Origin of the sequence: Bradyrhizobium sp. STM 3562 (assembly GCF_045571435.1) — a bacterium.
GTDB lineage: Bacteria > Pseudomonadota > Alphaproteobacteria > Rhizobiales > Xanthobacteraceae > Bradyrhizobium.
The window spans coordinates 4,463,896-4,488,627 of sequence record NZ_CP120694.1; the positions used below are offsets into that span (position 1 = coordinate 4,463,896).

General features: G+C 60.8%; 28 protein-coding genes and 1 pseudogene. 16 read left to right on the top strand and 13 right to left on the bottom strand.

The annotated features are described in order from the left end of the window. The first annotated feature begins 41 nt into the window (after window positions 1-41). From P6U23_RS20670 to P6U23_RS20685, 4 genes are all read left to right on the top strand, one after another. The gene (locus P6U23_RS20670) at window positions 42-980 is read left to right on the top strand and encodes a carbohydrate ABC transporter permease (protein WP_407174411.1); all 939 of its coding nucleotides are present in this window, start codon (window positions 42-44) and stop codon (window positions 978-980) included. Beyond that, on the top strand, window positions 980-1,891 hold the full coding sequence (locus P6U23_RS20675) for a carbohydrate ABC transporter permease (RefSeq protein ID WP_407174413.1): 912 nt from the start codon (window positions 980-982) through the stop codon (window positions 1,889-1,891). The genes P6U23_RS20670 and P6U23_RS20675 overlap by 1 nt, the downstream gene beginning before the upstream one ends. A gap of 5 nt (window positions 1,892-1,896) precedes the next feature. Then, entirely contained in the window at window positions 1,897-3,006 is a 1,110-nt protein-coding gene (locus P6U23_RS20680; RefSeq protein ID WP_407174415.1) for an ABC transporter ATP-binding protein, read from the top strand. Window positions 3,007-3,289: 283 nt separating this feature from the next. Beyond that, window positions 3,290-4,648 carry a tyrosine-type recombinase/integrase gene (locus tag P6U23_RS20685; RefSeq protein ID WP_407174417.1) on the top strand — a complete coding sequence of 453 codons (1,359 nt, stop codon included), beginning with the start codon at window positions 3,290-3,292 and terminating at the stop codon, window positions 4,646-4,648. 54 nt (window positions 4,649-4,702) lie between these two features. Here P6U23_RS20685 and P6U23_RS20690 read toward each other — a convergent pair whose 3' ends face one another. The 9 genes from P6U23_RS20690 to P6U23_RS20730 form a co-directional block, all read right to left on the bottom strand. Continuing rightward, window positions 4,703-4,957: a hypothetical protein gene (locus P6U23_RS20690; protein ID WP_407174419.1), complete on the bottom strand. Its 255-nt coding sequence runs from the start codon at window positions 4,955-4,957 to the stop codon at window positions 4,703-4,705. An 11-nt stretch (window positions 4,958-4,968) separates the two neighbouring features. Continuing rightward, window positions 4,969-5,466 (bottom strand): hypothetical protein, encoded by a 498-nt coding sequence (locus tag P6U23_RS20695; RefSeq protein WP_407174421.1) that lies wholly within the window; start codon window positions 5,464-5,466, stop codon window positions 4,969-4,971. 425 nt (window positions 5,467-5,891) lie between these two features. Continuing rightward, window positions 5,892-6,728, bottom strand: coding sequence for a hypothetical protein (locus P6U23_RS20700; RefSeq protein WP_407174423.1), 837 nt, complete (start codon window positions 6,726-6,728; stop codon window positions 5,892-5,894). 32 nt (window positions 6,729-6,760) lie between these two features. Further along, window positions 6,761-7,393, bottom strand: coding sequence for an HK97 family phage prohead protease (locus P6U23_RS20705; RefSeq protein ID WP_407174425.1), 633 nt, complete (start codon window positions 7,391-7,393; stop codon window positions 6,761-6,763). Next, on the bottom strand, window positions 7,393-8,139 hold the full coding sequence (locus tag P6U23_RS20710) for a hypothetical protein (protein ID WP_407174427.1): 747 nt from the start codon (window positions 8,137-8,139) through the stop codon (window positions 7,393-7,395). Before P6U23_RS20710 ends, P6U23_RS20705 begins: the two co-directional genes overlap by 1 nt. A 1,146-nt stretch (window positions 8,140-9,285) precedes the next feature. Further along, window positions 9,286-9,708 carry a hypothetical protein gene (locus P6U23_RS20715; RefSeq protein ID WP_407174429.1) on the bottom strand — a complete coding sequence of 141 codons (423 nt, stop codon included), beginning with the start codon at window positions 9,706-9,708 and terminating at the stop codon, window positions 9,286-9,288. Continuing rightward, window positions 9,705-10,238, bottom strand: coding sequence for a hypothetical protein (locus tag P6U23_RS20720; protein WP_407174431.1), 534 nt, complete (start codon window positions 10,236-10,238; stop codon window positions 9,705-9,707). Before P6U23_RS20720 ends, P6U23_RS20715 begins: the two co-directional genes overlap by 4 nt. 1,155 nt (window positions 10,239-11,393) lie before the next feature. Next, window positions 11,394-13,811 (bottom strand): VapE domain-containing protein, encoded by a 2,418-nt coding sequence (locus P6U23_RS20725; RefSeq protein ID WP_407174433.1) that lies wholly within the window; start codon window positions 13,809-13,811, stop codon window positions 11,394-11,396. A 280-nt stretch (window positions 13,812-14,091) separates the two neighbouring features. Then, window positions 14,092-14,793: a hypothetical protein gene (locus P6U23_RS20730; RefSeq protein WP_407174435.1), complete on the bottom strand. Its 702-nt coding sequence runs from the start codon at window positions 14,791-14,793 to the stop codon at window positions 14,092-14,094. A 359-nt stretch (window positions 14,794-15,152) separates the two neighbouring features. Between P6U23_RS20730 and P6U23_RS20735 the strand changes: the two genes are divergently transcribed. The 3 genes from P6U23_RS20735 to P6U23_RS20745 all read left to right on the top strand — a co-directional run bounded on the left by P6U23_RS20735 (window position 15,153) and on the right by P6U23_RS20745 (window position 16,349). Then, the gene (locus P6U23_RS20735; protein WP_407174436.1) at window positions 15,153-15,767 is read left to right on the top strand and encodes a hypothetical protein; all 615 of its coding nucleotides are present in this window, start codon (window positions 15,153-15,155) and stop codon (window positions 15,765-15,767) included. Between the two features lie 121 nt (window positions 15,768-15,888). Further along, window positions 15,889-16,116 (top strand): hypothetical protein, encoded by a 228-nt coding sequence (locus P6U23_RS20740; protein WP_407174437.1) that lies wholly within the window; start codon window positions 15,889-15,891, stop codon window positions 16,114-16,116. Further along, a complete protein-coding gene (locus P6U23_RS20745) occupies window positions 16,113-16,349 on the top strand; it encodes a hypothetical protein (protein ID WP_407174439.1) in 237 nt (78 codons plus the stop codon). The genes P6U23_RS20740 and P6U23_RS20745 overlap by 4 nt, the downstream gene beginning before the upstream one ends. 39 nt (window positions 16,350-16,388) lie before the next feature. Here the strand turns inward: P6U23_RS20745 and P6U23_RS20750 are convergent, their stop codons facing one another. After that, on the bottom strand, window positions 16,389-16,679 hold the full coding sequence (locus tag P6U23_RS20750; protein ID WP_407174441.1) for a DUF2285 domain-containing protein: 291 nt from the start codon (window positions 16,677-16,679) through the stop codon (window positions 16,389-16,391). A 147-nt stretch (window positions 16,680-16,826) separates the two neighbouring features. On the opposite strand from P6U23_RS20750, the gene P6U23_RS20755 reads away from it, so the two are divergent. Continuing rightward, window positions 16,827-17,240 carry a hypothetical protein gene (locus P6U23_RS20755; protein ID WP_407174443.1) on the top strand — a complete coding sequence of 138 codons (414 nt, stop codon included), beginning with the start codon at window positions 16,827-16,829 and terminating at the stop codon, window positions 17,238-17,240. Between the two features lie 89 nt (window positions 17,241-17,329). Here the strand turns inward: P6U23_RS20755 and P6U23_RS20760 are convergent, their stop codons facing one another. After that, window positions 17,330-17,551 carry a hypothetical protein gene (locus tag P6U23_RS20760; RefSeq protein WP_407174444.1) on the bottom strand — a complete coding sequence of 74 codons (222 nt, stop codon included), beginning with the start codon at window positions 17,549-17,551 and terminating at the stop codon, window positions 17,330-17,332. A gap of 218 nt (window positions 17,552-17,769) precedes the next feature. Here P6U23_RS20760 and P6U23_RS20765 point away from each other — a divergent pair. The 5 genes and pseudogenes from P6U23_RS20765 to P6U23_RS20785 all read left to right on the top strand — a co-directional run. Continuing rightward, window positions 17,770-17,979 (top strand): annotated as a pseudogene (locus tag P6U23_RS20765) (SOS response-associated peptidase); the annotation flags it as partial. 162 nt (window positions 17,980-18,141) lie between these two features. Then, on the top strand, window positions 18,142-18,993 hold the full coding sequence (locus tag P6U23_RS20770) for a hypothetical protein (RefSeq protein ID WP_407174446.1): 852 nt from the start codon (window positions 18,142-18,144) through the stop codon (window positions 18,991-18,993). Window positions 18,994-19,064: 71 nt separating this feature from the next. Continuing rightward, the gene (locus P6U23_RS20775) at window positions 19,065-19,271 is read left to right on the top strand and encodes a hypothetical protein (protein ID WP_407174448.1); all 207 of its coding nucleotides are present in this window, start codon (window positions 19,065-19,067) and stop codon (window positions 19,269-19,271) included. A 43-nt stretch (window positions 19,272-19,314) separates the two neighbouring features. Next, window positions 19,315-19,899 (top strand): hypothetical protein, encoded by a 585-nt coding sequence (locus P6U23_RS20780; protein ID WP_407174450.1) that lies wholly within the window; start codon window positions 19,315-19,317, stop codon window positions 19,897-19,899. A gap of 14 nt (window positions 19,900-19,913) precedes the next feature. Continuing rightward, on the top strand, window positions 19,914-20,198 hold the full coding sequence (locus P6U23_RS20785; protein WP_407174452.1) for a hypothetical protein: 285 nt from the start codon (window positions 19,914-19,916) through the stop codon (window positions 20,196-20,198). Between the two features lie 99 nt (window positions 20,199-20,297). Here P6U23_RS20785 and P6U23_RS20790 read toward each other — a convergent pair whose 3' ends face one another. After that, complete coding sequence (locus P6U23_RS20790; protein ID WP_407174454.1) at window positions 20,298-20,966, bottom strand: hypothetical protein; 669 nt, start codon at window positions 20,964-20,966, stop codon at window positions 20,298-20,300. 188 nt (window positions 20,967-21,154) lie between these two features. Further along, entirely contained in the window at window positions 21,155-21,442 is a 288-nt protein-coding gene (locus P6U23_RS20795; RefSeq protein ID WP_407174456.1) for a hypothetical protein, read from the bottom strand. A 62-nt stretch (window positions 21,443-21,504) separates the two neighbouring features. Between P6U23_RS20795 and P6U23_RS20800 the strand changes: the two genes are divergently transcribed. The 3 genes from P6U23_RS20800 to P6U23_RS20810 all read left to right on the top strand — a co-directional run bounded on the left by P6U23_RS20800 (window position 21,505) and on the right by P6U23_RS20810 (window position 24,636). Beyond that, the gene (locus P6U23_RS20800; RefSeq protein ID WP_407174457.1) at window positions 21,505-22,029 is read left to right on the top strand and encodes a thermonuclease family protein; all 525 of its coding nucleotides are present in this window, start codon (window positions 21,505-21,507) and stop codon (window positions 22,027-22,029) included. A gap of 126 nt (window positions 22,030-22,155) precedes the next feature. After that, window positions 22,156-23,145 (top strand): hydroxyacid dehydrogenase, encoded by a 990-nt coding sequence (locus P6U23_RS20805; RefSeq protein ID WP_407174459.1) that lies wholly within the window; start codon window positions 22,156-22,158, stop codon window positions 23,143-23,145. Window positions 23,146-23,211: 66 nt separating this feature from the next. Beyond that, complete coding sequence (locus P6U23_RS20810) at window positions 23,212-24,636, top strand: amidase (RefSeq protein ID WP_407174461.1); 1,425 nt, start codon at window positions 23,212-23,214, stop codon at window positions 24,634-24,636. Window positions 24,637-24,732 lie beyond the last annotated feature (96 nt).

Here is a 24,732-nt window from a genome sequence, read left to right on the forward strand (position 1 = left end):
GAACGGTTTGCCGGTGAAAGTCCCTGCAAGGAACACGCACCATGGCTGATGTCGCCTTTCAACAGAACAGGATCGCCCGCGCAACGAGCACCCGGCGCGGCTCAAGCCTACGCTACGCGCTCAAGCGGAAGTCCACCGCTGCGTTCCTGATGACGCTGCCGCTCATTCTGCTGATCGCGATCCTCGTGATCTATCCGGCGTTCTACTCGCTGCATCTGGCGACGTTGAACAAGTCGATGCAGAAGTTCGTCGGCCTCGGCAATTTCCAGTTTCTGTTCAGGCGCGAGACGTTCTGGCTGGTCGTCAAACAATCCTGCATCTTTGCCATCACGGCCGTGATCTTCAAGGCGCTGATCGGCTTCATCGTCGCGCATTTCGTCCACAACATCCCGGCCAAAGGCCAGCGCAAATGGCGCGGCATGCTCTTGGTGCCCTGGGTGATCCCGCCCGCAATGAGCACGCTGGCCTGGCTTTGGCTGTTTGATCCCTCCTACAGCGCGTTCAACTATACACTCTCGTTGTTCGGCATCGGCCCAATTCCTTGGCTTGGCGAAGCCGGCTGGGCGCGCTTCTCGGTGATCCTCGTCAATATCTGGTACGGCGCTCCCTTCTTCATGATCATGTACCTGGCGGCGCTGAAGTCGGTGCCGGATCAGCTCTATGAGGCCGCCGCGATCGACGGCGCCAATTGGTGGCAACGGATCTGGTACGTGACGCTGCCGATGATGCGCAACATCATCGCGATCACAACGCTGTTCTCGCTGATCGTCACCTTCGCCAATTTCGACATCGTCAGAATCCTGACCAATGGCGGCCCGTTGGATCACACTCACCTCTTCGCGACCTGGGCGTTCCGGGTCGGCATTGAGGGCAGCGATATTCCGCTCGGCGCCAGCGTCTCGCTGTTCATGTTCCCGATCCTGGCGATCGCGGCGATCTTCATCCTGCGCGACATCTCCAAACGTGGGAACGAAGCCTGATGAGCACACTTGCAATCGATAAATCCGGACCGACCCGCAAGGTCAAATACGGCAGCGTGAGCCGGAGCCGCGCCTGGGCGTTGCGCTGGTCGTATTTCTTCCTCATCGTGTTCGCGGTCTTTTCGCTCACGCCGCCGTTCTACATGCTGATCACGTCGCTGAAGAGCAGCGCCGAGATCTCCGCGGCGACCAATCCCTGGTGGGTGTTTCATCCGACGCTCAGCAACTACATCGAGTTGCTGGGATCGAACCAGTACATACGCTTCTTCCTCAATTCGGCGATGGTGTCGGTCGTCGTCGTGATCATCACCATGCTGATCAGCATACCCGCGGCGTTTGCTCTGGCGCGCATGAAGTTCTGGGGCTCGGCGCTGCTGGCAACCGGCGTTTTCCTGACCTACCTGATCCCGGACTCGCTGCTGTTTCTTCCGCTGTTCAAGATGTTCTCGTTCTTCAGCGACTGGACAGGAATCCCACTCGTCAACCATTGGTACGTGCTGCTGCTGGTCTATCCGACGCTGACGGTGCCGTTCTGCACCTGGATCATGATCGGCTATTTCGCGTCCATCCCGAAGGAGCTGGACGAGGCCGCCATCATCGACGGTGCCTCCTGGCTGCAGACGCTGACGCGCATCTTCATTCCGGTGGCGCTGCCGGGACTCATCGCCGCCACCATCTTCGCCTTCACGGTGTCCTGGGCGCAGTTCCTCTATCCGCTGGTCTTTACCACCTCGACTGATCAACTCGTGCTGCCGGTCGGCATCGTCACCACGCTGATCAAGGGTGACGTGTTCAACTGGGGCCAGATCATGACCGGCGCGCTGCTTGGCGCGGCGCCGCCGCTGATCATCTATGCCTTCCTGATGGATTATTACATTGCCGGCCTCACCGCCGGCGCGACGAAGGGTTGAAGCCGATGGCCGAAGTGAATCTGCGCAAAGTGGTGAAACGTTACGAGGATGTCGAAGCCGTGCGCGGCATCGACCTCGATATAGCCGACGAGGAGTTCGTCGTGCTGGTCGGTCCGTCCGGCTGCGGCAAGTCGACCACGTTGCGGATGATCGCCGGGCTCGAGGACATCACCGACGGCGACATCATGATCGGCGGCGACGTCGTCAACGACGTTCCGCCGAAAGATCGCGACATCGCGATGGTGTTCCAGAACTACGCGCTCTACCCGCATATGACGGTCGAAGAGAACATGTCCTTCGGACTGCGGCTGAAGCACTACCCCAAGGCCGAGATCAAGGCCCGTGTCACCGAAGCCGCCCGCCTGCTCGACATTACCGACCTCATTGACCGCAAGCCGAAACAGCTATCCGGCGGTCAGCGCCAGCGTGTCGCCATGGGGCGCGCCATCGTGCGCAATCCCAAGGTCTTTCTGTTCGACGAGCCGCTGTCCAATCTCGACGCCAAGCTCAGGGTACAGATGCGCATCGAGATCAAGAAGGTGCACCAGAAGGTGCGCACCACCACCGTTTACGTGACCCACGACCAGGTCGAGGCGATGACGCTGGCCGATCGCGTGGTGGTCATGAATAAAGGCCGGATCGAGCAGATCGGTACGCCCAACGAACTCTATCACAACCCGGCCACGCGGTTCGTCGCCGGCTTTATCGGTTCGCCCGCGATGAATTTCGTGCCGTGCCGGCTCGAGGAGCTTGACGGCAAGCTCAACGTCCGCCTCACCGACCGCCTCGCCTTCCCGGTGCCGGGCCAGCGCGCCGTACGTTACCAGAATATTCCGCGCAACGAACCGCTGTTGATGGGCATCCGCCCCGAGCACATCACGGAGGCGCGGCCGCACGCCGAACCGGGTGTCGAAGCTTTCGACACGGTCCTCGATGTGACCGAGCCGATGGGGATGGAGACGCTGGTCTACTTCACCCTCGAAGGCGCTCAGATCTGCGGACGCGTCAACCCCAACTGGGGCGCGCGCGAGGGTGCGCCGATGCGATTGGCTGTGGACCTCAACAACATGCACCTGCTAAACGAGGCGAGTGGCGTCGTCCTGGGACGGCCATAGACACTCTCCTAAGGGCAGGAAATGGCAGCAAACAAGAAGAAAATCCTCGTCACGGCGCTTTAGAACCCTGTCCGCCAGCCTCCGCCCGCCAACTTTTTTGTTCGAGAAGTAGTTATTTTTCAGGGGGTTTTGACAAAACCCCCTGTCCGTTCTCCTCCAACAACGTCCAGAACAAACCGTGTGCAGCCGCGACCGATTGGGGGTACGGCTGGGGGTACGGCCATTGCGTGCCCCCTCGATGACGTTCATTTAAGGTTCTCATTCCACGCCGGAGAGGGGCAAAATGGCAGCGTTGAACAAGCTGACGTCCAAGCAGGTCGAGGCAATCCAGAAGAACGGCGAGCCCGGCAAGTACGCCGATGGCGGCGGCCTGTTTCTGCTCAAGACGCCGAAGGGCGAGTGCTACTGGCGCTATAAGTACCGCGTCGCCGGGCAAGAGCGCCTGACTGGCTTCGGCAACCTTGATGAATGCACGTTGGCGCAGGCGCGCGAGAGGCACCGGGCCGCGCGCGAGATCGTCGTAGCGGGTGGCGACCCGGTCACCGAAAAGCGTCAGGAGGTCGCCGCCAAGAAGGAGGCAGCGGCGGCCCGCCGCCCCTTTCGCGAGGTCGCGCAAGAATGGCTAGATGCCAAGTACCCCGAGACCCGCCGTGCCAACCGCACCATCAAGGCCAAGAAGAACAGCATCAAAAAGCTCAATGCCGGGTTCGGGGGCAAGGAGATCAGCACGCTCGCGGCCCTCGATCTCGTCGAGGTCCTGCGCAAGTGCGAGCGCGCCGAGACGTACGAGACCCGGCTGCGGGTCCAGCAGGACGCCATCGCCATTTGCGGCTATGCCGTGGTGGCTGGTTATCTCAAGATGAACCCGTTCGCTGGCGTCAGCTACGGCGACGCCTTCACCAGCCCTGCCGAAACCTATGAGCCGCGCCCAGCGCTCACCGACGCCAAGGCGTTCGGGAAGCTGTTGCGCGATATCGACCATCGCTGCGTCATAGGGCACGACAAGCGGCAGCGTCACGCCGCCGTTGATCGCCATGCCTTGCGGCTGCTGGCGCTGATTTGGGTTCGTCCCGGCGAGCTGGCAGCCGCCGAATGGGCGCATGTCGATTGGGACGCCAAGAAGCTGATCGTGCCGTGGGAAACCCTCAAGATGCGAACGCACCGTAAGCAGAAGAAGTCCTCGCGCATGGGCAAGGACTTTGAAGTGCCGCTCTCACGGCAGGCGCTCGCCGAGCTACGCGAGCTGCACAAGCTAACGGGCGGCCATCGGTTCCTGTTCCCCGGCCGCCCCGGCAAGGGCGGCGACGCCATCCAGATGCGCAACAAACACATCTCTGCGGTATCGATCAACGAGACGCTGAACCGGATTGGCTACAAGGGCATTCACTGCGCCCATGGCTTCCGCTCAACCGCCTCGACCATGCTCAATGCTGAGCGCGTTATCGTAAACGGCATGAAACTGCCCCGCTTCGCCGAGCAGAAGGCGTTGATCGAAGTGCAGCTCGATCACGAAGATGCTTCCACGCAGGCGATCTACGATCGTGGCGGCTATTGGGAAGAGCGTTGCGATCTGATGCAGCTCTGGAGCGACCGCATCGACGAGATGCGCGCCGATCGGCCCAAGCTCAAGGCGGTCGCCTAAAGAAAAAGGCCGCCCTTCCGGGCGGCTTAATTCGTTCGGCGATAGTGCGCGCCGCTACTGGACGCGTGCTCCCCTGCGCCGACCCTTCTTGTCTGGCATCTTTTTGCCCGGCTTCCATGGCTTAAGCGCGCGGGCGTTCATGGCATCGATGCTATCGAGATCAACGAACGTGCGATTGCCGCGCGTGAACGCAACGATCGCGCCTTCATTGATTTTCTCATAGAGTTTGGTGCGGCCCATCTTGCCGTAGCCACACGCCTCCTTCACGGTCCCCAGCCGCATCGGTTTGCTCTCGCTGCTCGTGCTCATGTTCTCACTCATCAAAACACCTTAAGGCGATCCTTGATTAGTCCCTCCGCGATCCGCTCACAGCCCTCGTCATGGCGCTCACGCCACGCATCGGCGTAACCGCCCCGGCTCTTCGTCACCCAACCCGCATCGAGCCCGCGCGAATGCGCGAACGCGACCGCATTGACGGCTTCACAGAGTTCAGGCTGGGCGCGCAAGTATTGCGCGGGCCAGCCGAGTGCTGCCTCCATACACGCGATCTCGTTCGCGCTCGGCTGGATGCGCACGCGGTTCTGCTGCCGCATGGTGCGCTCAAGCTCACCCTGTTCGGCCTGCGCGACCAAATCGAAATATTCGTACATATGCGGCGGCCATGCCGAGCGCACGCCCAAGCGATCGCGGCGCGGCAGCAACCGGAGTGTCGTGAAGCCTTTGGTGATGCGCAGCGCCACGTGCGGGCCGTTCCATGTCGAAGGCAGCTCCTCGAACTCGTCAAGGCGCACGACGTTGCGGCGGATCGGCACGGTCACGGTTAACCTCGTTAGTTGGTCAGCTCGACCATCTACTTGGACCAATTCGCCCGATCGCGGAAGGTAGCTATTCAGGGCTATCTAGGGGTAATTCAGGGGTTCCGAGCTTGCGACTTACGTTTGCAAAAGCACGTCGTCCACATCCGCAGATTGGCGGACATGACGATCTGCTCTGGAAACTCGGCGCGCGCCGTTGGCGTGTTGACAGGTGGCAAAATAAAAATACCCCCGCGAGCCCTTGCTCGCAGGGGTATTTCATATCATCGAGCGCGAGTACATCCGTCGCCGCCCAATGATCCACATCGTGTCGCAACTGCATACTACACGATCTCACGCATGATGTTGAGCGCTACTGCAAGGTGCGCTGCTGCACCTCGCAGTCCCCGATCGACAACTTTGCGACCAGCATCGGTTGCTGTTCGCTCTTAGCGGTGGGCAAACATCTCCTCAAACTTTTTGGCGCTCTCTGCGCGGGCTTGCCACTCGCGCCGGGCGGCTTTCTCGCGCGCCAGTTCGAAGCCCGCGACGGTGGTCCCGATCACTTCATCGATCGCGGCTGCATCGAGCGTGCGACGGATGCGTAACACGATGGACAACGCCATGATGATCGGCACATGCGGAAACAGGAGGTCGTATGCGCGTTGTTCGCAGAACTTCAGGAAGTGTTCGGCCGCCGTGGAGGAGGTAGAGATCAAACTCGCAAGCTCGACTGCCTGTTCAACGTCGCTGACGGACGGCACGGGGGCACCGGGGAGAAGCATTTTTTCCGCGACGGTACCCGCTGCAAGCTCCGTGCAACGGTTGACGATATGCGCATAGATGTCTGCGACATCACCGCCATGATCCTCGCCCACCCGAGGCATCAGGTTGCGCAGCCTCGCGCAGATGTTGGAGTGCTTCGCCTCGCGCTGGGCATCCCGCTCGCCATCGCCTTCGACATCGTTGCTGAATGAGACAGTGTACTCCGGTCCCCACACGAGCCCTCCATACCTGCCGTTCGTGTCGGGCTGCACGGTCGCGCCACCGAGCGGCTTTCCGAGAATGCGCGCGCAGGTTGCGTGACCGCTTTCGTGTATCGAGACCCTTAGATCGTCGTCCGCGGAGCGACCGATCATCGTGAGCATCTTGTGGTACTCGTCGTCTTCGTCGGTCTCAAAGTTCTCGACCTGATCAGTCATTCCACATACTCCGTTGCGGGCCGCCGCACGTCGCGAAGGAGAACACGACGGCGGCGGCGCACGTGAACCGGCGGGACCGTGCAACAGATCGCAGGGCCTCCGACCGCCGGTGACGTTTATTCATGAGACAGTCGGCTATTGCGCAGGACGATATTGTGCCGCGCCCGCATGCGGGCACGGACACTCCTTAGCACGTCAGGATCGCCGAGCGACCGGATCGATGACGCGGCATCCGCAGGCACGCCAACGAGCGAGGCTTCGAACAGTTGCCACCGCGTTGCAGTGAAGGTGAGGTCGTCGTCCCAGCGCGCATCGCGTTCATCGACGACACCGCCATCTGCGTCGGTGATCTGCCATTGATCGACCCTGTAGCCCGCGCTGATCCCGGTCAGCTCGCCGCGCGCGACCATGCCTTCGGCCTTCTGGCCCTGTTCGGTCTGATTGAACTTGAAGCGACCGACCAGCGCGCCGTGCTCGAACCACGCATCAACGAGACGGCCGAGCAGTTTGTCGATGCTGCTCTGAGCGTGGTGATCAAGCAACGGGATGCCGCCCTCGCGCAGGCGGCTGAGATCGACCGCGTCGGGCGAGATGCGCAGCAGTTCGGTACCGTAGCTGCGCTTGACCGGCGAGCCCATCGAAATCACGGCCTCGACGGTGTGCTGGTGCTTGTCATAGGTCAGCGGCCCGCCTGCCGACGCGTCGTCAGCGGCGAGCCGAATTTGAAGCTGATCGCGGCGCGGCAGCATTACAGCATCCTCGGCACTGCGATCGTGATCTCACGCTCTTCAGAAGAACGATCGATCACACGGAAATCGGCCGCCACCAAGGCCGGGTCGAGCTTCGGGGAACGCGGCACTCCGCCCTTGAACGTCGGTCCGTGCTTCACCGGCTGATAATCGAACAACGGCTCCGGGGTCACGGCGGGCGGAGCCGCCGGGGCAACGGGCGCGGGCTTCGGTGCGGGTATCGCCATCGAGCCGTCGCGGATAGCCAGCGGCATCGCGTTCAGCTCGGGACTGTGGAAATTCAGAGCAGTTTCGACCTGCGCCGCGCAGTTCTGCACATATGCGGCAAGCTGGCCGCACTCGAAATTCCAATGAAGCTCACCAAGCGCGTCAGCAAGGATGCGCGACTGTTCAATCCAAGGCTTTAACGCCTTCTCGATGGCAGAGACCTTGGTGGTGACCTCTTCGGCCGCAGCAGCGCGGGCAATGCGGTCCTGCTCAGCGGCAAGCCGGGCTTCGGCTTCGGCCTTCTCCTTCATCAGGATGCCGATCGCATCATCGATCCCCTCAAGCAGGCTGGCGGCATCGCTGACGGCGCGCTGCAACTTGATCAGCTTCTGATCGTCGAGATCATCGACACCGATCAGCGCGTCCTGCCGGGCCTTGGTGGCCTTGTCTAAGGCCATCCGGGCCGCGCTGCGCTGCGCGTCGAGCTGCGCACCGCGCTTGGTGAGCGCGGCGATAGTGTCTTCGATCTTCTGGGTCATGGTTCTGCGGAATGGGAGTTTCATGTTGTGAGTTTAGGCTGCCGCGCTCCGATTTGTGGAGGCCACGCACTTGGGCGCCGCCAACTTCACGCTCTTTTCGCTTTGGCGCGGCCAAGTTTTTTGCTTTTTTTCCGCTTTCCGCCTTCGGCACCTTTCGGAGCTAAGCGGACGTCAAGCGGCCAAGACCCGGCGATGACCCGGTCGAAAATGGACCCGAAGCAGACATCCAAGGCCATTCGATTAATCATTGAACAAACCATCCACTAAAACTCTCTAGGCTCGCGCTAGATGATTTAAACGCTCGGGATATATCGTGCCTTTCAACGGCGGATGAGAGCAATGTATAGACGGCTTTGGATCATCTTGTTGCTGATGATCGGGACGTCCCTGTTGGCGGGGTATGTCGGCCTCGTTTTTCTGCCTTCCCTGTTAGCTGTGTGGCTAGTCGCTGTATTGGCGTTCGCCTCGCCAGTGGTTGTTGTCGCGCCTGTATTGGTTGGGGCGCAAATCGCGTGGCCAGTTACTTGCGTCGCGCTTCCGTTATCCGCGATGGCTATTCGGTCGGCAAAAGCGTCGGCGCCAGTCTTCCTTTCGCTTATTGGTGCGGGATCAGCGTTGATCTCTGGCAAGCTATTAGCTCGTACCGTGGGCTACGGGACAACAGATTTGCTTTGGGCCTGCGTCTTCTCCGGTGCCTTCCTGGGAGCTCTATTTGGGTACGCAATGTGGAGGTTCGATCGGTTAGGCACCACCGAAGTCGAAGCGGCGGGAAGCTTGCAGACGACAATAAGCGCAAAGTGGCTAAATATAGCTCTACCCGCTATCTTCTTAGGAGTGGCCCTAACTTACTTGGCGTTCGGGGGGGCGTCCAACCAACCATTTTTGGATAGCAACGGTATGAAGCGCTGTACCGAAGAAGGAGGAAAACTGTCGCCGCGTGAAGATGGGCGGGGCTTTAGGTGCGTTGATCCTCCAAGAAACAACTAGCGGTCACCGCCTCCGATTTTCAGCCTGCAGAAAAACCATCCTAGCCAACTCGTTTTCCGGCGATGACGGGTTTGCCGAGTGAGACGGCCGCCTTTGGCCCGAAGCGCCATCTCGCTGCCATTCACCAACCGCGTCGCTCTTGGGCGCAAGCGGACATCATCAGCTTGCCACCCGCTCCTTCGTCGCCGCGCGAACCTCCGGCGCCTGCGACCACTTCGGCCAGTATTCCTTGAACAGGTTCTCGGCCTTCACGCGTGCAGGCTTGCCGCCGCAATGCTCCTCGACATAGGCGAGCAAGCGCGACTTGCTCACGATCCATGTCGCGCCTTTCTCGGCAATCGGTTGGCCGATTGAGGCGGCATGCGCAATCCAGTCGCGAATGCACTGATCAGTCACCTCGCAAATAAGCGCAGCCCGCGAGGTCGTCAGGAACTCGCCGGTGCGGAGATCGTGGAGGGCATCACCAACCGGAGCGAGCTGGCGGACGCGGGCGGCAAGCCGAGCGGCATGGGCGGCGAGCCGGGTATGTTCGGATGCGAGCCGGTCGAGATCGGCGGCGAGTGACTGCTGGTCGTCATTCATCCCACCACCTCCTCATCCTCGGCGTCCGGCCACTGCGCCGCGAACATCTCCGCAAAGAAGTCACAGCCGTCACGTGGCCACTGGGCCGCCTCCGAGACCTGCTCCATCATCTCGCCCCAGATCAAGTCGGTCCTAGCGCCAAGCGCGTCGTCGTCGATACGGTGCGATCGGCCAACATCGAGATAGGTCGCCTGATATTCCGCAAGCAGCGGTGCAAGCGTGACGGCCATCTGCCGCCGCTTGTCGAGCGACGGCTCGGCGCTAATGGCAGCGACCTGCTTCTCGAACTCGGCGATGAGCCCATCCAGCTCTTTGGAATGCAGCCGGTAGCGGTCACGGACGCGGCTGCTCTCGCGGCGCTCGCGCGGGCTCTTTGCAAGAGCCTCGGCGATCCGCGACAAATACCAGCGCGGCCGGTCGTGTGCGTCGAAGGCGTCCGGCGCGAGACGATCGACGGCGCGTTGGATGGTCTGCCGATCGCGTCCAAGGAGGCGCGATGCACGATATGAAGTTACAAGTTCCTCTTCCACTCGTAAGCCCCTTCTATAACAAAATTTCAATGTTGTTGTTGTTGACCTCATAAAATTTCTTATCTCTGGGAACCCCGGTCGGGGGCGCGCCACCCGACCCCTATGCAGGTAGAGGGAGGACCCGTATAAGTTGTGTTAGTGAGTTCATTCGCTTTCTTTTCGAGGCGATGCTGTGCCTCGCGACCATCCAAGGGATGGTGACCGTCCAACTACCCGCCTGCCGCGAGTATCACTGCCCGGTGAAGCCGCCGACGGGGGTGATCGGCGTGTTCGCGGTCATCGTCGTCATCGCCATGATGGCCGTCGCGCTGATCGCCGCGCAGGCGGCCGCAGAACGTGATATTCTGCGTACGCAAAGGGGCCCTTGTCGTGGCCTATCTGGAACTTCCTCCAGATACAGCCTCACCGCAGACGGAGGCCGCTGCCAATGCACTTTCACGTGTATCGAGACCAAAACCGCGCTGGACACGTCGATCTTGTCGGCGAAGGCGACCACCCGTGGACCGTTGACTTGGTCACCCTCACGGCCGCAGCCATCCTTGTGGTGGGCTTCGCCTGCGCTATCGTGGCAAACTTGATCGTCCGATAGTCCTCGCGGGCAGAAATGCTTCTAGGCGCCCGACGCCAGCAGCATCTCGCGGGCTTTTTCCCCGTAACGCCGGGGTACGGCTTGGTCGGCGTGTCGATCGCGATCTGATTTCTGCGTGGTCATGGCTGCGGCGATCTCCAAAACCGGCTCGCCCGCAGCCCCGCGACGGCGGAAACCGGACACTGCTGACACTGACGACACTGACGATCCACACCGACACCGAGGACCGCGCCAGCCCCACGCGCACTCGCCTCGAAAGGTGAGCGACCTCGGCAATCACGACGGAGCGACCCTGCCCAGAGGGGCGCCGCGCCAACCCCGACCGACCTGAGCGGCCTTTCGCCACCAAAGGCGACCTCCTCGTTTGCAAGAAACCGGTGGGAGAGATGGCTTGGAGCGACCTGAGCGACCTGAGCGACCTATCTAGAGAGTTCCGGCTATGCCCTTCACCAGTGGAAATGTGCTGTATCCCGCACCGGGCCGAGCGGGCTGGGCTGGTGCATCCTGCAGCCAACAGGAAGTTGCCGCTCGGAGGCGCTCAGGTCGCTCACCTGACGCATTGGGCTTTAGCTCTCGGTGCTGCGCTTGCGGAAGTAGCCCTTCTCCCGCCCAATGCCGGGGATCGAGACATAGCCGTTCTTGGCCCGCTCCCAGCCCAGTTTTTTCATGACGGTCGCGAACCGCATGGTGTGCTGGGTGGTTTGGCTCCCCGGCTGGATCCCGAGGACATACTCCAGCACGTGCGACGCTATGACCTTTTCCTCGTCTCGCTCGTCATAGATGATCGTTCGCGTGCCTTCGTGTCGCACGCCGTCCTTCCAGTAGCCGTAGGTCGTCAGGTCGGGCATGTTTCGGAGGATGTCCTCCCAAGGGTCAGTCACGCGGCGGGCCTCTTGCTCGGCAGCGGCAGCTCCCCACAGCGCCTCATCGAGCACGAGGCTTTCGCCTTGGCTCTGGTAGTGCGCAGCCTCGCCCCACAACTGCAGCCGGTCACGTTTGAGCTTCGCGATGTCGATTGCTTTCAGAACCCGCAACGGCCAGAACCGTCGATTGCCGGTTTGCGACTGCAAGTAACGGTCGCTGTTCGTGGTGCCGACCTCAATCGAGTGGCGCTTCTGCTTCTTGACGAAATGCCCATATGCCGGTCGCGCAATATCGACCATCCTGCTTGCGTATGCCTTAACAGTCTCGACCTCGGCCTTCTTCATTCCGGCGAGATCGGCGTTCTCATGTATCCAGATTTCGGCAAGCTGCTCCTGCACCTCCCGGCTGTTCTTGCCGATGATGCTTTCGTCGGAGAAGTTCTCGTCGCCAGCGAGCACGCGCAATGCGGTGGATTTGTTGAAGCCCTCCTCGCTCTCAAGCACCGGGATGGTGTCGAACTTGATGCCGGGAATGCGCGCTCTCGCGGCGGCGGCAATCATGGTCTTGCGCATGAAGGCGGCGTTCAGCGGGGTATCTTCGCAGTTGAGATAATCCGCCGCCACCCGGTCCAGCCGATTGATCCCATCCCAGTTCGCCTCAGCTTTCGCAAGCATATCCACCACGGGATCGAAGCAGTGCTCCAGCGCGAGCGAGATCACGGCGTCCCGCGTGTGCTTGTCCGTCAGATCAAACCCGAACGTATCGGACATCACTTGCCGGAGGGCGATGATGCCGTTGTCGGTCACTTCACCGAAGATGTGTTCGATCGCATGGCGCACGTTGTCGTCCTTAAAGCCGAACAGTAGCTTGTTGTGGAACGTGTCATAGCTGCACTCGATGCCGAGCGCGGTGATGGCAAGACGCGCATTGTGCATGCTGGGTGTCGGTGATCCATCCTTCTTTTGCTCGCGCCAGTTCAGCGCGCCTGCCGTGCGCACCTTCCCCGCCGGTGGCTCATGTGAGCGCAGGATCAGGCGCTCGATCGCGCGGTGCTTGTCCGCCTGATGCCCAATGTGCTGGTTGCATTGCAGATCAGCCAACAGCGCCGCCGCGATCTGCTCGTTGCTGTAGCGGCCGTCATGCTTAAAGATCGCGGCGAGAGCAAAAGCAACCTCGCTCCAGCTCTGGTATGGCTTTGCGAGCACCTTGGCATGCTGGAGATCGAAATTGAGGTCCTTGAGGTTGCCGGAATGCGCGATGATCGCCCTGCCTTTGCCGCTGAAATCGGATGGCAGATCGGCGGCCCCCTTAAGCCACCCCCTGTGCTGCTCGACAACGGCCCAATCGATGCTCGCCTTCCCGGTGCGGGTGTTGTTGGCGCTGGCGTTGCCGCCATTAGAGCTGTTGGTATTTCTCTCCTTTGACGGCACCGGAAAGTCTTCCAGCTTGCAAACCGAGCCATCGGAGCTGAGCAGGCTGGATTGGCATGGCTTGCGCCCTTTCTTCAGCTTCACCGGGTTCGGCAGGTTCTTGGTCCAAGGCAGCCGCATGATGCGGTCGATATTCTGCGTCCCCGCTACGCTACCAAGCTTCTCCATCACCGCCTTAGCGCGAGCTTCAACGTCATCGACGATGATCTGAGCTTCAGGCGCGAGGCCCCAAATGGGTGCCCCTTTTGGATCAACAGCCTTGACCGGCTTGGGTAATGGAATGGGCTGGTCCAAGCGCCACAATGCCTGCACGCCATTCCCGCTATCGATCACAAACGTCGGTGCGGGCTGAAACGCTTTCAGCGAGGTTAAGTAGCGGTCCTTGGCTGCATCGGATGGCTCCTCATCGCGCGGATCGAGATCGGCGAGAACAAACTCAATCGCAGCGACATCGGGCTTCGACGCTTTTCTGTTCTCGACCCGAACCGGATTGACCGAGAAGTGGAGATTGCGCTTGCCGTCGTGCTCGCTGATGAACCTGCGTGCTGCCTCAGGGCTTCTGATAGTCCTCGTGATGATATCGTTGTTGACGCGCGGATTGATCGCCGTTAACTGCCACGGCCCGGCGGGGCGCAAATGCATCAGAAATTCGATGGCCCGCTCCAGCAGGGGCTTGGTGCGGTCATGCATGGCACACACCTCCCATCCGCTCGTTGCAGCCGGTAACGGCGCAGCGCCGCACCTTGTCATCGCGCGCGTTTTCGCACATAGTGCGGCTCACGATCATGGTCTTTTCCAGAAGGCTATGGTTGCGTTTGGAAGCAGAAATTCGTGCCCGGCGATGGTGGCGACCGTTGCCGGGCTTTTCTCTTCTGCAGGTGATTGAGAGGTGAGAGACAGCAGCCGCATGGGCTACCGATCGATTTGCTCAGCGGCATCGAGCTCTTGGGCAATCGAAAGATCTCGTCGGTTACGCCACCTGCATCTGCGGCTGCTTGCGCTGACCATGGATAATCCGTCCGCCCATCGCACGCTGCCTCACCCGCTCACTGACGCGGCGAATAGCGCTCTCACGCTTCCGGCGAGCGCTGGCCTCGACCATGCCGGTCGGCAGCTCGGCAAATGGCGCCATGATCTCGGTGAACTCGGTCGAGCCCGGCGCTGGCATGAACGGCCCGGACAGATCGACGCCAAGACGTGCGGCGTTAGCTCGAACAGTGCGAGTGATCTGATTGACGTTAATCGCGGTGACGCGCTCGATGGTGTAGCCCGGCGCCAAGTTCGCCACCTCCGCGCCGATCATAGCGAGCGACGCGGCGTGCGCGCCGCATGCGAGATGCCCACGCGTGCCGTCAGCCTCTCGGATGAGATCGACCATAACGAACAATGCATCGATCGGGCCGTGCTCGGCTTCGGCGATCACGTTCAGCAAGGTGTCGGCGAACGCGCGCGCAAACGACGCGGCCACGCCCGCGCCATAGGTTTTGGCCAACTCCAAGACCAGCAGAATTGCGACGGCATCGACTGGCGTATACCAGCGCGACGCCGACGCACGGCAATCGCCAAATGCGAGCGCGATCTCCCCGCGCCGTTGCATGCTTTTCCACGCTTCCACGCTGCGGCACGTCGTCCGCAGTAGTTCGGTTTTGGTCATGATCTGCTGCTGCAGCATGGTGGTTCCTTTTTGGCACAGGAGAGTTCGGCCGCGCCGAATGGGGCGCGTCGGTGTGGTGTTCGTGATTGTGGAGACAGGCGGCCTTGCGGCTCGCGCCAAAAGAAAAGCCGCTCCGAATGGAGCGGCTATTTTGCAGACGCTATTGTGGCCTGCGCGACGCGATGGAGGTACCCCACGAAACGGGTCTGATCAACCCGCTGGAATGCGGAAACTGTAAAATAGCCCTAAATAGCTCGATTTTATCCATAGATAGCTCCCCCGCGAACCCGCGCGAGGGTCGCCTCGCATCTTGACGCTTCGAAGATTAAGCGTTTTCTGGACAAAGCGAACGAGCAAGTGTTTCGGGGGGATCACGTATGCATGTCGATGCGCCTATCGCTGAAATTCCGCGCGGCGCCGCGCGCGAGTACATCACCCGTGAGGGGTTCGCGGCCGTCTACCTCGCGGTGATCGATGACCGCTGCGTCGTCGGCGCGTCGCAGGACCTGCAGCAATCGCAGAGCGCGTTACAGAAGCGCTCGCCGAGCTTGCGGGTCGTCCGCGCGTGGTGGGTGAAGGATCGCGCCACCGCCGATGGCATCGCGCGGGCCGTCAAGAAGGCTTTCGACAGGGACGACCAAGACCGCCTCGCGGCGGACGCTACGCACGTGCAGGCGGCGATCGAGGCCGCAGCCCGTGCGCAACGGGTGGCGCTGACCGCTCATGCGAGCGTGATGAAAAAAGTGAAAGCGGTCACTGCGCTAGAAAAGCGCGCCGTCAGCGCCGCCACGCTGACCGGGGACATGAAGCCCTTCAATCAAGCCTATGCGGCGTATCGTGTCCGGCACGGCAAGGGGGCGATGAGCTATAACGTTGCGAGGGCTCGGCTGGCTCGCGTGCTGAAGCTGCAGGGCGAAGGCGGCGGCTGTGATGTCACAGGCGCAATCGCCGAGGTGTTTGGGGATGGAGCGTCGGGCGAAGCTCCGAATTAGCCTGTTCGCTCGTTTAGCGGCCCTTCCGCTCGCAATTCCGGCCCTGCGCACCTACTTTAGTTAAAATGTATGCGCATCAATGTGTGATACCGGCGATGGCCGATCATGGAAGGATAACCACATGGAAAAATTTCAGGTCACCCACGCCATCAAGCCAATAGTCGATGAGCTGTGGGCAATTGCTAATCGAATTGAGCCGGGCTCAGCGTTCAGAATGTACGAAGACTTGTTCGTCGAGTTCAGCTCGGGAGAGGCGTCGGCGAAATTTTGCGGCTATGCTTGGTTTATGCATAACTTGCCACTTTCGCGCGTTGATAATGGCCGCACCGCTGTGTTGTTGAAGTGGTGACCCGCCTACAAAAGATCACCTTCGGCGAGATGCGCGCTGCTGGCGTGCGCAATGTGCTGATCTATTGCACGGACGATACCTGCTGCCGCTGCATCACGGTGCCCGACGATGCCGATCGCTGGCCGGATGAGCTGTGGATATCCGACGTTGAAGACAAATTCGTCTGCACCGCTTGCGGCCAGCGCGGCGCCGACATCCGGCCAGACTGGGCCGCCGCCAAGACGCGCGCTTGAACGGCGCCGTGCTCGGGTATCTTTCACTCGGGCTGCCCCTCAGTTTGCCTGACGCTCGGAAGGCCAGCCTCGTCGGAGCAATTCCTTATATCCGACCTTTGAGACCCACTTGGCCCGTGCCAGATGGCTGTCGAATACTCGTCGCGCCCGTTCGGGCTCGCGATCTGGATCAATGTGCAGCACGATCCGTGAGACCTCGCGCCAGTCGGCACCTTCCGCGTCAGCATCAAGCATGCGCAGATAGGTGATGCCATGCTCTTCATCATAGACGGCTAAGTCGGGGTCGGAGGGCGCCAGATCGGCGACGGCTGGATTTTGGAGGGGCGGCATCGGGTGTCCTTACGACGTCAGGTTGTGGCGCCCGGATCATTTCCCGGCTTTGCGTCAGTAGCGTGACGGCCTGCTTGGGCCGAACCAAGCGCTCAGCCGCGAGGTATAGCGGCTTGCCCCAGTCGGCCCGTCCGGCGATGATCTGACATGGGTACCAAATCCCGCGATCGGCTATACGGCACCTCGGTCCGAATAGCGGCCCAGCGCGCGGCTGAGGCGCGCCGCGAAGCCGATAAGCTCGCCTGCGAGGCGTGGAACAAGCGCATGCTCGCCTTCAAGGGACCGGCGCAGCCCTCGCCTACGCTCGGTGACGCGGTCAATGCGGGCTACACCTATCTTGAGGTCCGATGCTTGGGCTGTGACACCCATCAAACCGTCGCGCTCGACATCGTGCGGCGGCCGAAGACGACGCCGGTCCATGAGCTGGAACGATACATGCGGTGCAAGGACTGCTCGGAGGTGCGCGGCTATCCGTACAAGCGGAGCCATCTGGTCGCGCTACGGCGCACAAAGATTTCGGCAAGCGATCCGCCGTCGCATTGGTGGCCGGGGGAGCGGTGATGAGCATTAGTTCGGAAGAACCATATTCCGTCGCAAAGGGCTACGTGCAGTCCGCGTATTCGATGATGGCCAACCCTCACCGCCTGCAACTACCGGATGACATAACGCTTTTCATGGCATTTCACATGCTCTGCGGTTTTGCCGTCGAATTGTACTTCAAGGCGTTCCTCATCCATAAAGGCTACACCGAAGCTCAGTTGAGACAACGAGACATTGGGCACGACCTCGTAAAACTGCGAGACCGATGCAGGTGCGAGGGATTGTATGACACTGGGGGTGACCTGTTGGTCGATTTGTTGGCCGAAAAACATAAGAGTTTCGAATATCGCTACATGAAGCGAGCGAGCGAGTATCGTACTTCGGACGTGAGGGCGATTTTTTTCGCCTTCTCGTGTCTCGATCGGTTAATCAATACGGCCATAGGCGCCAGCGCGTCCAGAGGAGAAGCGCCGCGCCGTGGGTGGAAGTTTCCTAGCGACGGTGCATGGCGATTGCCGCTATTGTAACAGCCTCTCTCCACAGTCCGCGCATGTGCAATCTCTACTCAATCACCACCAACCAAGCCGCGATCGTCACCCTCTTCCGCGTGATCAATCGCTATGTCGGCAACCTACCCCCGATGCCGGGCGTCTTTCCCGACTACCCTGCCCCTGTGATTCGTAACACCGACGCGGGCACCGAGATGGTGACGATGCGCTGGGGCATGCCGCCACCGCCGCGCATGGGCGGTGCGCCGGTCTTTGCCAAATCTTATTCTGTTACTCGCGTAACCTACTTGTCTCATCGGCGCGGTAGGTAACCCCTAAGATATACACGGACGCCGGAAGGGCATAGGTCACGGGCCGGGATCGGAAGCGCGAGATGGGTTGCAGATGCGAATTTAGTTGATGGAAGCTTGAGAATGATGCGTGAAGTCGAAGCCCACCTACGATCTTTTCTGTGCCGTGATTATTATGAAGATGTCATCCGGCTGAACAAAGCCATATCAAGATCAGGAAATGGCGCGGGACTGCAGCCGATGATGCCACCTTTCGCCTACTCTGGAAATCCGTTCGCACTACGACGGAAGCAATGTATCGCGCTCTTCGGCCTAAATCCGCGGTGGCTTGGTCCAGAAGATAAATGGGCCGAAAGAGAATACTGGCCTGTGAAGCGCGCCGTCGACGCGTTTCGGTCCGGCCAAGAAGCTGGCTTCCACGAATATCGACGCATACGCGCCGGTTATTTTGACGACGACAGCACTATCTATTACGGAAAGTATTTTACGCGGCTAGGAAATTTAATTGGGAAGCATCTTTTCGGCTACCATCGCAGCACGCCGGGAAACACGTTTGCCCGGTCAGTGTTTCGACAGTCGATCTTCAAGACCGACTTCCTGCCGTGGTTTTCAAACAATACGAGCGACATTAGCTGGGGCAAGGTGGCCAGCTCCAGCTCGCAAGATCAAGCACTCCAGTCTTACTATGAATTGATCAGTTCGTTTTTAACGGCTCTTGAGCCCCGTTGGATACAATGCAATGGTAAAGAGAGCCGTCAATTGGCTGAGCTTCTGTTTGAGGCTCGCTTTTCGGAAGAAAGCGTTCACGGCGCAAGCGGCAAAAGGTATATCTTTTTCGTCGGTGAGACCACGAGGCCGATAGGCATTCCCATCATCTCGCATAGCTTCGGTCGTTTCAATGGGGAGGATAGTTTCTCGGCGATAGCCGCGCGGTTCAAAGCCCTTTGCGGCGCGCATACTTTCAATTTCGATTAGCTTTTAGTGCGCGCCAGTAATGGGGTTCTTGTCCGACCGCACCTTCCGACCCCGAGGTCGGCGCCCGCAAGGTGCGAGAACTGGCGAATGCATTCGAGCCGGTGCAGGACGGCCGCATCTATATCGAGAAGATGAAGGGGTCGTTTCTGTATCAGCTCGAGGACACACCTGCGGAGTGCAATGCTGGCCTCGACCTTTGCGTCGCCAAAGGCTGGCTCTGGCTCCACGAGAGCGGCAGCTATGTGAAGTTCACCGAGGCGGGTGCGGCGCCGTTTTAACCGATAGCGCGCTCGCAGTGTAGAAGTCATAAAGGTTCACGAGATGAATGACCGCCAGCCGCCCTTCGAAGAACGGAAGTGGAAGCACGAACTAGAGATCGAGCGGCAGAAGTGGCTGTTCGAAACCAATCGGGATGACGCGCATCGAGCGCATGATCAAAGCCGAGAGTTTCACACCTACGTCAATCAGTCGGCGATCGAAGGGGCAAACCTCGCCCTCAAGACCCTAATACTGATCAATGGCGGCGCTGCCGTGGCGATCCTGACGTTTCTCGGAGCACTTGCAGCGAAGGACAAAGCAGATTTCGTCCAGATCGGGAACGTCGCCCATACGCTGCGTGACTACGCCATCGGCGTCGCATTAGCATTGGCCGCGATGGCTCTGGCGTATCTAACCAATTATTTTCTGGCTGGTCAGGAAGGGCGCAAGTCGTTTCATTATGATCATCCGTTCATCCGAGAAACGACGGCCAGCCGCAAATACAAGCTGGCGTACTATACATCTCATGCACTGGCCTTCTTATGCGCGATGCTTTCGCTGATAGCGTTCATCGTCGGCATGTGGACCACGAGCGACCGGGTCACCAAGATCATCGAAAGGCCAAGCAGCGCAATCGTTGCTGATTAGCGACAACGCCGATCATGGCCAAAGGAAGCTGGCACCGCACCTTCGACGATCCCATCCCCCTGCCCGGTGGCGGCGAGCTGCATACCCTGCGCGATGCTGCCAACTTCATCACCAAGCTCCCCAAACGCGAGCACGACGCGCCGGAATGGCGCGCAGCGATCGAGGCGCTGATGCTGGTCGCGGAATACGGCGGCGACACCATGCTGCCGCGCATCGGCATTATGCGGGCGCTGTATCCGGGCGGTGCCGTGCCGGGGCCGCGCAAGAAGCGGGCGAAGAATTATCGGATCGTAAGATGAGCACGAGACGTGCCAGTCGAGGCCGTCGTCGGCTGTTGAACGAGAGCAGACAATCTCGGGCTCGGACACTTCTGCCCCTGACCCGTTGCGGAAATGCACCTAATTCCCGGCGGAATTTGTAGCGGGAGGCAGTACCTTGTTTCCCCTCAACACAGCCCACATTATGAAGAGTATTCCTTCCGCCGAGGAGGCGGAGGCCGCGCAGAACATAAAAGCTTGCAGCGCAAGAAAACCGCGGGGGGAATGTTCGACTAACAAGCGAACCGGAAGCTGGTCAACAAAGTTGTACAAGTTTGTCGCCACGAATATTCCGATTAGCCCTAGGAATACGAACGAAGCCAAAACTCCGCTAATCGTCCATCCTCTCCTTAGCAGGTCCGAGTACTGGTCAAGGCTCGGCAGGGTCACCGCTCCAGTCACAACCCTCAGGATGACCAGCGCAAGTGCAATCCAAACGAACATCTCGAATAGCGCGAAATCAAATGGATTGAGCTGACCAATCATCTTGCTTTTACAGGCGGCGATATCGAAAACATTCAGCAGGTAGCGGCAATTCAACAGGAAGTCATACTGCTTCTGGATGAATGACACGCCTTGCGGTGATAACATACCGAGCCCAAGGGCTTTCCAAAAACGGAAAAGCTGCTGGCCAAAAATAAGCGCGATAGCGGCGGCAAACGGCAGCGCCAAGAGAGCGCGAGCTAGTCCCCCGGCTCCGCGAAGGGCGGGCGGCATTAGGCTTTCAAAAAGCCGCGCGACTATTGCCACGGTGTCCTCGCAAGCAAGCAGCCACTAGGATTGCAACTTCAGCGATAACAATGCAACCTTTACTCTGACTAAGATTAACAGATTGTTGCGCGTTAGACTTCCGCTTCTGTGCCATCCCGGAATTGTTGCTCATGTCCGCTTTCAATATTCAGCAGACCACCGGATCGGATCACCCTAGGCGCAGGCGGTCACCGGCTGCGAGGCGTTTTCCGCTTCGCACGATCTTCGGCCGTGACCTTCCGCTTTGCCTTGGCCCGCATCCGGCCAAGCGCCTGCTCAAACGTCTCGGTCCGCTTCTCAGGCAAGCGGTCTACTAGATCGGGCATGAAGCGCTCGACGAGGTCGCGAGTGGCGTTGTCGATCCATTGGATGTCGTCGAAAGCGGTGATCTGATCTCGGATTACCCGGAAGTCGTCCTCGGTCATCGGCGCGCCATCGGGGCGGAGCGGTGTTCGCTTTGGCTTGATGCGCTTCATGGCCGTTAACCGAGCGTTTCGAGACATCGTTCCAGTCTACTGCAATCCAACCGAGAGCGCCCGTGCGCCTCCCGCTCATCATCGCCCTGACGCTTCTTGCGTCAACCTTCCCCGCCCTACCTGCCGACCTGATCGGGCGCGCCAGCATCATCGACGGCGACACCTTGGAACTCCACGGCACGCGCGTACGCCTCTGGGGCATCGACGCGCCTGAAAGCGCCCAGCTCTGCCGCAATAGCGACAGCGATCTATACCGATGCGGCGCCAAGGCCGCGAATGATCTTGACGCCTTCATTGCCCGCCGACCAGTGAGTTGCACGGCCGTCGCGCTAGATCAGTACGGCCGGACCGTCGCGACCTGCACGGTCGGCGGTGTCGATCTCGGGGAATGGCTTGTCGGCCATGGGCTCGCGCTCGATTGGCCGCACTATTCCCATGGCAGGTACAGCGCTGCCCAGAACGGTGCCAAGCGCGCTGGGCGCGGTAGTTGGGCGGGCAGTTTAGTGGCGCCGTGGCTGTGTCGGGCGTGCATCAGGGCGCGCGGGAGGCCGGGCGGGTGTTCGGACGATGCGAGCGCGCATCCGTGAAGCTGCCCCACCCCCGGCCTCCGTTCCACCCCCGGCCTCCGTTGCCGTCCACGATAAGCCGCGCTAGTTTGGGGGTACCAAAAGGGGTACGGGAGGTGCCCCTACTCAAAAAGGGCCTAAAACAAAGTGCATCACAATAAAATGAAGATCCTCGTCACGGAATCCATGTCGGCGACGGGGCGAGCACTCCTCAATGCGCGTGACGACATCGATCTCGTCGAATTCCCCAACATGATTTCGGCCCCGGATTTCGAGGCCCTTCTGCGCGCGCAGGCGCCGGTGCACGGGGTTGCGCTCGGAGCGACCAAGTTCGGCGAGCCCGAACTCGAAGCGTCCGGCGACATGAAGGTCGTGACCCGTATCGGGGTCGGCTACGACGCGGTGGACGTGCCGGCGCTGAGCCGCCGCAAGGTCCCGCTGATGGTGGCGGGCACGGCCAATTCGCCCTCGGTTGCCGAATGCGCGCTGTTCATGATGCTGACGCTCGCCAAGCGGGCCGTTGAAATGGACACGATGGTCAAGAACGGCACCTGGCCTGAGCGGCTCGGCAAATTGCCCTACGACCTCTTCGGCAAGACCTTGCTGATCGTTGGTTTCGGTCGCATTGGCACCCGCACCGCCAAGCGCTGTCAGGCCATGGAGATGCAGGTCCTGGTTTACGATCCCTACAAGAGCCCTGCTGATATCAAGGCGGCGGGCTGCGAAGCGGTGCCCGAGCTCAATGCGGCGTTGCCGCGCGCCGATTTCGTCAGCATTCATTGTCCGAAGACGCCGGAAACGGTCGGCCTGTTCAACGCGGCGCGGCTCCGGCTGATGAAGCCGATGGCTTACCTCATCAACACCGCGCGCGGTGGCATTGTCGACGAGAGGGCGCTTTACGATGCGTTGGCATCGGGCAAGCTCGCCGGCGCCGGCCTTGACGTCTTCGAACAGGAGCCGCCGCCGGTCAGCAATCCGCTGTTCGGCCTGCCCAACGTGGTCACGGCGCCGCATGTTGCGGGCGTTACGCGCGAAGCCGTCGACCGCATGAGCGAGCAGACTGCGCGCAACATCCTGAGCGCGCTTGACGGCGATCCGATCCGGCAGAACGTGATCAATCAGGACGTGCTCGGGTGATTTCGGCAGCGGCGGGCGCGCCATCCGGGTGCGCCCGCTGTACGCCCAGTTTCAATGGGTGGTCCAATGGCTCTCAAGGAATATGGCAGCTACGACGCGGTCGGTCTTGCCGACCTTGTCCGCAAAAAGGAGGTGACGCCTCGAGAGCTGCTCGACGAAGCCATCGCCCGAACTGAAAAGCTCGATCCGCAGATCAATGCCGTCGTGGTCAAGCATTACGACTATGCCGAACGACAGATCGACAAGGGGCTTCCCGAGGGCCCCTTCGCGGGCGTTCCCTTCCTGCTGAAGGACCTCGACCTGTTGGAGGGCACGCGCACGACATTCGGCGCCAGTCTCTACAAGGACGAGGTTGCTGATCATTCGAGCACGCTGGCGCTGCGCTGCCTGAACGCGGGGCTGACGATTTTCGGCAAGACTTCGAGCCCCGAGTTCGGCTTGATGCCGACCACCGAACCGCGCCTGCACGGCCCAACCCGCAATCCCTGGAATCTCGCACATTCCGCCGGCGGTTCCTCCGGCGGCGCAGCAGCGGCGGTCGCCGCGCGTATCCTGCCTGTCGCCCACGCCAGCGACGGCGGCGGCTCGATCCGCATCCCCGCCTCGGCCTGTGGCGTGTTCGGGCTGAAGCCGACCCGCGCGCGCAATCCGGTTGGACCGGATCGCGGCCAGGGCTGGGCCGGCCTTTCCTGCGGGCACGTCGTCAGCATCAGCGTGCGCGACAGCGCGGCCATGCTGGACGCCTTGTGCGGGCCGGAGCCGACAAGCCCCTATCACGCGCCGGCGCCGGAGCGGCCTTTCGTCGAAGAAGTCAGGCGCGACCCCGGCCGCCTGCGCATCGCCTTTACAGCCAAGTCGCCCTATGGCGAGGCGATCGATGCCGAGATATCGGCGGCCGTGCACGACACCGCATCGCTGTTGGAGAAGCTTGGCCATCATGTCGAGGAGCGCGCGCCCGTGCTGCCGCTCGATCCCGCGGAGGTGATGGCCACCATCGTCGGCGCCAACACCGCCCTGAGCGTGCGGCTGGCGGAAAAGCGCTTCGGGCGACCCATGACGGCGGAGGATTTCGAAATCCTGACGCTCGTGATGGCACACAATGCGCAAAGCACCAGTGCGACCGATTACGTCGCGGCGGAGCTCGGCGCGTTCCGAATGTCGCGCGCGCTCGCCGAATTCTTCGCAAGCTGCGACGTCTTCCTGAGCCCAACCTTGTGCACGCCGCCGCTGCGCCTCGGCGAGCTCAATTCGATGGCACAGGACCTGTCCCATATCGGGCCAACCCTGCGGCGTTACATGCCGGGCACCTCGATGTTCAACATGTCGGGCCAGCCTGCCATGTCGGTGCCACTTGCCTGGAATAGCGCCGGGTTGCCCCTCGGCATGATGTTCGCCGCGCGGTTCGGCGACGAAGCGACGCTGCTGCGCCTCGCCGCGCAGCTCGAGCAGGAGCGGCCGTGGAGCGCGAAACTGCCGCCGATTTGCACCTAAATAGCCCAAACTCGGCCTTATTCGGGGGCAAGCCTCGCAGAACCTGCGCGCCGGCCATGGCACGTGTGGGCCGGATGCCATGTTTCGGAGGACGGA